The organism is Roseibium sp. TrichSKD4, assembly GCF_000148725.1.
Lineage (GTDB): Bacteria > Pseudomonadota > Alphaproteobacteria > Rhizobiales > Stappiaceae > Roseibium.
This window is the reverse complement of record NZ_GL476319.1, coordinates 446,442-453,625: the sequence shown is the minus strand read 5'-3', so window position 1 is coordinate 453,625 and position 7,184 is coordinate 446,442. Positions and strand designations below refer to the sequence as shown.

General features: G+C 55.3%; 9 protein-coding genes. 8 read left to right on the top strand and 1 reads right to left on the bottom strand.

The features are described 5' to 3' along the window. The 3 genes from TRICHSKD4_RS29545 to TRICHSKD4_RS18400 all read left to right on the top strand — a co-directional run. On the top strand, positions 1 to 308 hold a 308-nt coding region (locus TRICHSKD4_RS29545), incomplete at its 5' end, for a cytochrome c-type biogenesis CcmF C-terminal domain-containing protein (RefSeq protein ID WP_040617098.1). 4 nt (positions 309 to 312) lie between these two features. Continuing rightward, positions 313 to 789: a cytochrome c-type biogenesis protein gene (locus TRICHSKD4_RS18405; RefSeq protein ID WP_009468416.1), complete on the top strand. Its 477-nt coding sequence runs from the start codon at positions 313 to 315 to the stop codon at positions 787 to 789. 94 nt (positions 790 to 883) lie between these two features. Beyond that, complete coding sequence (locus TRICHSKD4_RS18400) at positions 884 to 2,125, top strand: bifunctional alpha/beta hydrolase/OsmC family protein (RefSeq protein ID WP_009468415.1); 1,242 nt, start codon at positions 884 to 886, stop codon at positions 2,123 to 2,125. Between the two features lie 17 nt (positions 2,126 to 2,142). On the opposite strand, the gene TRICHSKD4_RS18395 is transcribed toward TRICHSKD4_RS18400, so the two are convergent. Continuing rightward, on the bottom strand, positions 2,143 to 2,526 hold the full coding sequence (locus TRICHSKD4_RS18395) for a GFA family protein (protein WP_009468414.1): 384 nt from the start codon (positions 2,524 to 2,526) through the stop codon (positions 2,143 to 2,145). Between the two features lie 113 nt (positions 2,527 to 2,639). Between TRICHSKD4_RS18395 and TRICHSKD4_RS18390 the strand changes: the two genes are divergently transcribed. From TRICHSKD4_RS18390 to TRICHSKD4_RS18370, 5 genes are all read left to right on the top strand, one after another. After that, the gene (locus TRICHSKD4_RS18390; protein ID WP_009468413.1) at positions 2,640 to 3,293 is read left to right on the top strand and encodes a glutathione S-transferase; all 654 of its coding nucleotides are present in this window, start codon (positions 2,640 to 2,642) and stop codon (positions 3,291 to 3,293) included. A 140-nt stretch (positions 3,294 to 3,433) separates the two neighbouring features. Further along, the gene (locus tag TRICHSKD4_RS31750) at positions 3,434 to 3,853 is read left to right on the top strand and encodes a hypothetical protein (protein ID WP_040617097.1); all 420 of its coding nucleotides are present in this window, start codon (positions 3,434 to 3,436) and stop codon (positions 3,851 to 3,853) included. After that, positions 3,822 to 4,964 carry a Do family serine endopeptidase gene (locus TRICHSKD4_RS18380; protein ID WP_009468412.1) on the top strand — a complete coding sequence of 381 codons (1,143 nt, stop codon included), beginning with the start codon at positions 3,822 to 3,824 and terminating at the stop codon, positions 4,962 to 4,964. Before TRICHSKD4_RS31750 ends, TRICHSKD4_RS18380 begins: the two co-directional genes overlap by 32 nt. A 144-nt stretch (positions 4,965 to 5,108) precedes the next feature. Continuing rightward, on the top strand, positions 5,109 to 5,795 hold the full coding sequence (locus tag TRICHSKD4_RS18375; RefSeq protein WP_009468411.1) for a response regulator transcription factor: 687 nt from the start codon (positions 5,109 to 5,111) through the stop codon (positions 5,793 to 5,795). Beyond that, a complete protein-coding gene (locus TRICHSKD4_RS18370; protein WP_139052200.1) occupies positions 5,779 to 7,182 on the top strand; it encodes a HAMP domain-containing sensor histidine kinase in 1,404 nt (467 codons plus the stop codon). The genes TRICHSKD4_RS18375 and TRICHSKD4_RS18370 overlap by 17 nt, the downstream gene beginning before the upstream one ends. Positions 7,183 to 7,184 lie beyond the last annotated feature (2 nt).

Sequence of the window (7,184 nt, the reverse complement as noted above, 5' to 3'; positions counted from 1 at the left end):
GCGGTGTTGTTGTCACGGAACTGGAGCCGTCCAAGCGGCTTTACACAGCCCGTCAGATGCCGACGACAGAAGCTGGCATCTACACGATCGGCTTCTCCCAGATCTATCTGTCCCTTGGCGAGCCGCGCGAAGGCACGTCGATTGATGTGCGGGTCTACTACAAGCCGCTGATTACCCTGATCTGGATTGGAACACTGTTCATGGCGCTAGGCGCAGTCTTCTCCATGGCTGATCGTCGGTTGCGAGTCGGAGCCCCGAAACCGGCTGCGAAACGCGGGCCTGTTCCCAATGCAACACCGGCGGAGTGAGAATATGCGGCTTCTAAGCGCTTTTTGTCTGGCTTTTCTGGTGAGCTTTGCTCCTGCCTTTGCAATTGCCCCGGATGAGATCCTCGATGATCCGGTGCTGGAAGAGCGGGCGCGTGGTTTGTCGGCCAATCTGCGCTGCATGGTGTGTCAAAACCAATCAATCGATGACAGCGATGCGCCACTGGCAAAAGATCTGCGGGTATTGGTGCGCGAGCGCCTTGTCGCAGGCGACAGCGACGATGAGGTTATTGACTACCTCGTGGACCGCTACGGGGAGTTTGTGCTTCTCAAGCCGCGCCTTGGAACCCACACACTGATTTTGTGGGCGGCGGCTCCAATCGCGCTGATCGCGGGCGTGATTGGGATCGCAATGGCAATCCGCCGCCGCAAAATGATGACCGTGGATCCGGTTGCGGCACCTCGCCTGAGCGACGAGGAAAAGAAGCGCCTTGAGGCGTTGTTAAACTCAAAGGGTGATTGAATTCACGCAGAGTAAACATTCTCGTGATTTGCATGCCTGATGGCTTCACCTATGTCTTTCGAAGAAAAGAGAAATACGGCTGGGAGAAGCAACAATGGCACAACGTCCAATCAAGGTGGAATTTGACGGCGCTCGGGGCGCGAAACTGGCGGCTCGGCTGGATATGCCCGCGGGGCAGGTCCGAGCTTATGCGCTGTTTGCACATTGTTTTACCTGCTCGAAAGACATCGCTGCTGCACGGCATATTGCGGGCGCATTAAGCGCTGAAGGCATCGCCGTTTTGCGGTTTGATTTTACCGGCCTCGGTGGCAGCGGCGGCGACTTTTCATCAACCGATTTTTCGTCCAACGTCGAAGACCTGAACAAGGCTGTTCAATATCTGCGTGATAACTTCGAGGGTCCGCAGCTCTTGATCGGCCATTCGCTCGGTGGGGCTGCAGTTCTGGCCGCTGCTGGTGATATTCCCGAAGTGCGGGCCGTTGCAACAATCGGTGCGCCGTCTGATGCAGATCATGTGGTTCACAATTTCGGTGCCAAGCTGGATGAGATCCGCGAGAAAGGCGTCAGTGAAGTCAGCCTTGCCGGCCGTCCGTTCACGATCCGCCGTGAGTTCGTTGACGACCTTGAGACACAAAGGGTGCGTGATCGTGTGAGCGCTCTTGGCAAAGCCTTGCTTGTTTTGCACGCGCCGCTGGACACAACAGTTGGTATTGAAAACGCGTCGAACATTTTTATGGCCGCCAAACACCCGAAGAGCTTTGTCTCGCTTGATAAGGCTGATCACCTGTTGAGCCGTGAGGAAGATGCTGCTTATGCTGCACGCGTGATTGCATCCTGGGCCAGCGGTTATCTCGATGTTGAAACGTCGACCTTGAGTGAACAGCCTCCTGAAGGTCTGGAGGGCGTGGAAGTCCGCGAAACCGGCCTCGGCAAATTCCAATCAACCGTCGCTGTTGGCAGTCATCGCTTAATCGCCGATGAGCCGGTGAGCTATGGCGGCTTTGACAGCGGACCAACCCCTTACGACTTCCTGTCCACGGCCCTTGGCGCCTGTACTACCATGACGCTTCGGCTTTACGCGGATCGCAAGAACCTGCCGATCAGCAACATTTCAACAACGGTGCTGCATGCAAAGGTACATGCGAGCGATTGCGATGAGTGCTCGGACGAAGCCAAGGAAAAAGGTGGACGGATCGACCGGTTTGAACGTCTGATCTCCTATGACGGTGATGTGGATGCGGAGACACGCGCCCGCATTCTGGAGATCGCGGACAAGTGCCCGGTTCACAAAACCCTGGAAGCTGGCTCGGCCGTCGTGACCAAAGAAAAGCCATGAGGCTTGGTTGACCTGCTCTAATAACGCTCGATCTGTATTTCTTCGTCAGGGATGAGGTAATAGTCTCCCTTGTCCTTGACAAAGATGTGTTTTCCCAGCTTGAGACCTGTGGGCGCGTCGAGGCACCCGGCCGCAATGCCGATCCCGGCCTCATCGTTTTGGCGATAGAAGAGATTTGCCCCACAGTCTTGGCAAAAGCCACGCTTTGCGAAGTCGGATGAAATGTACCACTTCAGCCCGGCCGAGTTGGTGAACTTCAATTTCTCAAACTGCCCGTGAGTGCTGGCCCAGACATGCCCGCTTAATCGGCGGCACTTGCTGCAATGACACACTGTGACTGTGTCACGAACGGTATCGATCTCGAATGAAACCTGACCGCAATCGCATCGACCTTTGACCATCTGGGCAATCTCGCTTTAGCTTTAAGTGAATACTGTGTTGAGTATGTCTCAGGCGAGCGGCGAAATGCATCTCCAATTCGTCTACATACTCTAACACCAACCTTTGCTGTGCCATGACCGATACACCAATCCTCTATTCCTTCCGCCGTTGTCCCTATGCCATGCGTGCCCGATTGGCGCTTCTGGCCTGCGGCCCGGTCGTGGAACTGCGGGAAATCGTTTTGAAGGACAAGGCTCCCGAGTTTTTGGCTGTCTCGCCCTCTACGACAGTGCCGTGTCTGGTGCTGTCGGATGGAACCGTTATTGATGAAAGCCTCGACATCATGGTCTGGGCGCTTGAGCAAAATGACCCAAACAAATGGCTGGAGCCAGAAGAGGGGAGCCGCACAGCAATGATGGAGCTTATTGCGGAAAACGATGGCCCATTTAAGCGGCATCTCGACCGCTACAAGTATGATACCCGTTATGAAGGGGCAAATAAGCTGGAGGAGCGGGAAGGGGCTTCCCGGTTCCTGCGCAAACTTGATGCGCAATTGTCCAGCTCTGGTTGGCTTTTTGGTGCCAGAGCCAGCCTTGCCGATTACGCGATCCTTCCCTTCGTACGACAGTTTGCCAATTCCGGGCGGGATTGGTTCGAATCGGAGCCATGGGAACACCTGATTACATGGCTTGTTCGGTTCGAAAAATTATATGAATTTTCGGCCATGATGCCAAAATTCGACAAATGGGAAGCCGGCAATGCCCCGGTTTTCTTCGGGAAAAGCTGAAAACGTCCCAACCTTACCGATCCTTAATCTCAGCGACAGGCGGCTGTAAGGTTGGCGTTCCTATCTTTGAAAGTGACACGAGACATCGCTCTCCCCGCGAATGATCTCAGCTCCAAGCAGTCACTTGAGGATAGGATACCATGCACAATAGCCAAGATCTGCCGACCAACCGTTCCATCTGGATGTCACGCCGCACCCGCTTGCTGGCGGGTGTCATGGCCTTGGGCGCTGCAGGCCTGATGACGGTTCAAACCGTTGTGCCAAACCAGCTGGCTCTTGCTGATCCGGTTCGCGTTGAGCGGAACGCGCCTGCAGATTTTTCTGATGTTGTGAAGGCTGTTCAGCCTGCAGTTGTCAGCGTTCGGGTCAAACAGGCAGCGACACCTCGCATGATGAATTTTGACGGGCAGGGCGGTTTTGGTGATTTCTTTGGCGATGTGCCAAAAGATCATCCACTTCAGCGTTTTTCCGCGAGTTTGGTGGCCGAGGTGATGAAAGCCGCGCGAGCGTCAGCCACGCCCATACGGATTGTCGCAAGGTTCCGGCTTCTTCATTTCTGATGACGGGTATGTGGTGACAAACCACCATGTCATCGATAAAGGCACCGAGTTCACGGTCATCGGTCACGACGGCAAGGAATATGAGGCACGATTGATTGGTGCGGATGCGCGGACCGACTTGGCCCTCCTGAAGATCGATACGGATGAAGAGTTCACCTATGTGAAATTCGCTGATGACGCTCCGCATGTTGGAGAATGGGTCGTGGCGATTGGCAATCCTTTCGGTCTTGGTGGCTCGGTTACAGCCGGGATTGTATCGGCTCGCGGACGTGATATCGGAGCAGGCCCCTACGATGACTTCATTCAGATTGACGCGCCTGTAAACCGGGGGAACTCGGGTGGACCGGCCTTTAACATGAACGGTGAAGTCATTGGCGTGAATGCGGCAATTTTCTCTCCGTCCGGAGGCAATGTGGGTATCGCCTTTGCTATTCCAGCGTCCACGGCAACAGATGTCCTGATGGACTTACAGGATGGTGGCAAGGTCACACGTGGCTGGCTTGGCGTTCAAATTCAGGGCGTGAGCGAAGATATCGCCGAGAGCCTTGATCTTGACGAAGCCCGAGGTGCGATTGTTTCTGAAGTGCAGCCGGATAGCCCAGCTGAAGCGGCAGGCCTTCGCTCCGGGGATACTATCCTTGCCGTCGAAGGCAATGAGATCAAAGGCCCACGCGATTTGTCGAAAGTCATCGCAGGTTTTGATCCTGACACCTTGGTCGACATTACGGTCTGGCGTGATGGCCGTGAGCAGGACGTCGCCGTCAAACTCGGCAGCTTGAAGGAACCAGCCTCTGTGGCGGCGGCCGTGAAAGTCACTCCGACCGAAACAACGCTGGAAGATCTCGGCCTTGTCCTGTCTGCAACTGACCCGTCCGGCGAAAAGAGCGAAGGTGTGATCGTTTCTGACGTAAAAGCCGGTGGTCCTGCTGCAGAAAAACGCCTTCGTCGCGGTGATCGTATTCTGGAAGTTGCCGGGACACCGGTGAAATCACCAGCCGATGTGGTTGAAGCCCTCTCCAAGGCGGAGAACGAAGGTCGCAAGGCTGTTCTCTTCCGGGTGGAGAGCAATCAGAACACCCGCTTTGTTGCCTTGCCGATGAACGCGGCCTGACGACGAGATTGCCCGACAAGGGGAAGCCCCTCTGCCCCTAACTCTCCTTGTTGCGGCTGGTGGCGGCGACCGGTAAAATGGTCGCCGCTGCTCGTTTTAATTGTTTATGCTTTTTGAAGCGACTCACGACTGGAACCGTCACGTATGTTGAAATTGTTGATCATTGAAGATGACGCCGAAGCCGCCGCTTATTTGGCAAAGGGCCTCGATGAGCTTGGCCACAGCGCAGATCGTGCCGAAGATGGGGAAGCCGGTCTCGAGCAGGCCATGGCGGGCAGTTATGATGTTTTGATCGTAGATCGCATGCTTCCCAAGCGCGATGGTTTGTCGGTGATTGAAAGCCTTCGCAGTGCGGGAGACCACACGCCAGTGTTGATCTTGTCGGCACTTGGGCAAGTGGATGACCGGGTGAAGGGCTTGAAAGCCGGCGGCGATGATTATCTGCCAAAGCCTTACGCCTTTACCGAGCTTCAGGCGCGGGTAGAGGCACTGGCCCGTCGCCCGAAAGCATCTGGTGATCTGGAAACAACCTATCAGGTGGGAGATCTTGTTCTCGACCGGTTGGCGCATTCCTGTCGGCGCGGCGATGTGGAAATTCCCTTGCAGCCTCGCGAGTTCCGTTTGCTGGAATACCTCATGCAGCATGCCGGGCAGGTGGTGACCCGAACCATGCTTTTGGAGAACGTCTGGGAATATCACTTTGACCCGCAGACCAATGTGATTGACGTGCATATTTCCCGTTTGAGGGCAAAGATCGACAAGGATTTTGACAAACCCTTGCTTCAGACCATTCGCGGTGCCGGGTATTCGATCCGTGAACAGACTCGCTAGGATCGCCCGCACCACAGCCTTCAAACTGGCGCTTGTGTATCTGGCCGTCTTTACGGCCTTGTCAGCTTTCATGCTGATTTACATTTCTCGGAACACCAACCAGTTGATGCTGACGCAGGTCACGCAGACGCTGGACGCGGAGATTACGGGTTTGCCGGAAGAATATGCGCGCGGCGGCGTGCGGGCACTTGTGGCAGCGATCGACAGCCGTGCTCGCCGGCCGGATGCCAGCCTTTATTTGCTGACGGATTTTGCTGGCAATATCATCGCAGGCAACATTGCCCGCATGCCGCGGATCGTGCTGGAGGAAAGTTCAGCAGATGTGCGCCGGGTGGAATATGCCCGCCGGAACATTGATGGCGAGGAAATCCGCCGCGAAGCCTTGATACGAACCTTTGACCTGCGCGGTGGCTACCGTCTTCTGGTCGGACGTGATCTGGGTGAACGGCGGCATTTTGTTCATATCCTTGAAGAAGCGCGCCGGGTCTGGATTGGTGCGGTTGTCTTGATGGCGGTTATCACATGGTTCTTTGTCAACCGACGGATCATGAAACGCATTGACGGGATTTCGGCCACCAGCAAAACCATCATGCATGGCGACTTGTCCCGCCGCTTGCCGGTTGAAGGCAACAATGACGAGTTTGATCGTCTGGCCGTCAATCTCAATGACATGCTGGAGCGTATTGAACTGCTTATGCGCGGCATGAAAGATGTGACCGACAACATCGCTCATGACCTGAAAACCCCGCTGACGCGCTTGCGAGGGCGGGTGGAGACGGCCTTGCGTGATGCGGGTAGCGAAGAGGCTTACAGAGAAGCCTTGGAGGCAACACTCGAAGATTCTGAAAATCTGATCCGGATTTTCGACGCACTGCTTCGCATTGCCCGAATTGAGGCGATGACCCCGGAAGCTGGCATGGATGACGTGGACCTGTCCGATGTTGTTGACAAGATTGCTGAACTCTACGAACCCGTGGTGGATGATGAGGGCGGCACACTGACAGTTGCCACGGCCCCGCAATTGTGGGTGAAGGGCAACAGTGATCTGATCTCTCAGGTTCTGGTCAATCTTATTGAAAATGCGATGAAATATGGCCGGAACGATACTGGCGCTGTCAAAATTGAAGTCATGGCAGAGAAAGTGGCTGACCGGATTGTTCTGTCTGTTCGCGATCACGGAACGGGCATTCCATCCGATCAACGGGAGCGGGTAAGAGGCCGATTTGTCCGTCTCGAGGAAAGCCGAACGGAACCGGGCTATGGCCTCGGTCTGAGCCTTGTTCACGCCGTTGCAGGCCTTCACGGCGGACAACTGACCTTGCACGATGCGCAACCCGGTTTAAAAGCATCTATTGATCTTCCAATTGGGACGGCCAGCAAGGATTAGGC

What these genes read in the sequence shown, in the direction of transcription:
- TRICHSKD4_RS18405 (WP_009468416.1), top strand. Translation starts at nt 313, where the DNA reads ATGCGGCTTCTAAGCGCTTTTTGTCTGGCTTTTCTGGTGAGCTTTGCT.
- TRICHSKD4_RS18400 (WP_009468415.1), top strand. Translation starts at nt 884, where the DNA reads ATGGCACAACGTCCAATCAAGGTGGAATTTGACGGCGCTCGGGGCGCG.
- TRICHSKD4_RS18395 (WP_009468414.1), bottom strand. Translation starts at nt 2,526, where the DNA reads ATGGTCAAAGGTCGATGCGATTGCGGTCAGGTTTCATTCGAGATCGAT.
- TRICHSKD4_RS18390 (WP_009468413.1), top strand. Translation starts at nt 2,640, where the DNA reads ATGACCGATACACCAATCCTCTATTCCTTCCGCCGTTGTCCCTATGCC.
- TRICHSKD4_RS31750 (WP_040617097.1), top strand. Translation starts at nt 3,434, where the DNA reads ATGCACAATAGCCAAGATCTGCCGACCAACCGTTCCATCTGGATGTCA.
- TRICHSKD4_RS18375 (WP_009468411.1), top strand. Translation starts at nt 5,109, where the DNA reads ATGTTGAAATTGTTGATCATTGAAGATGACGCCGAAGCCGCCGCTTAT.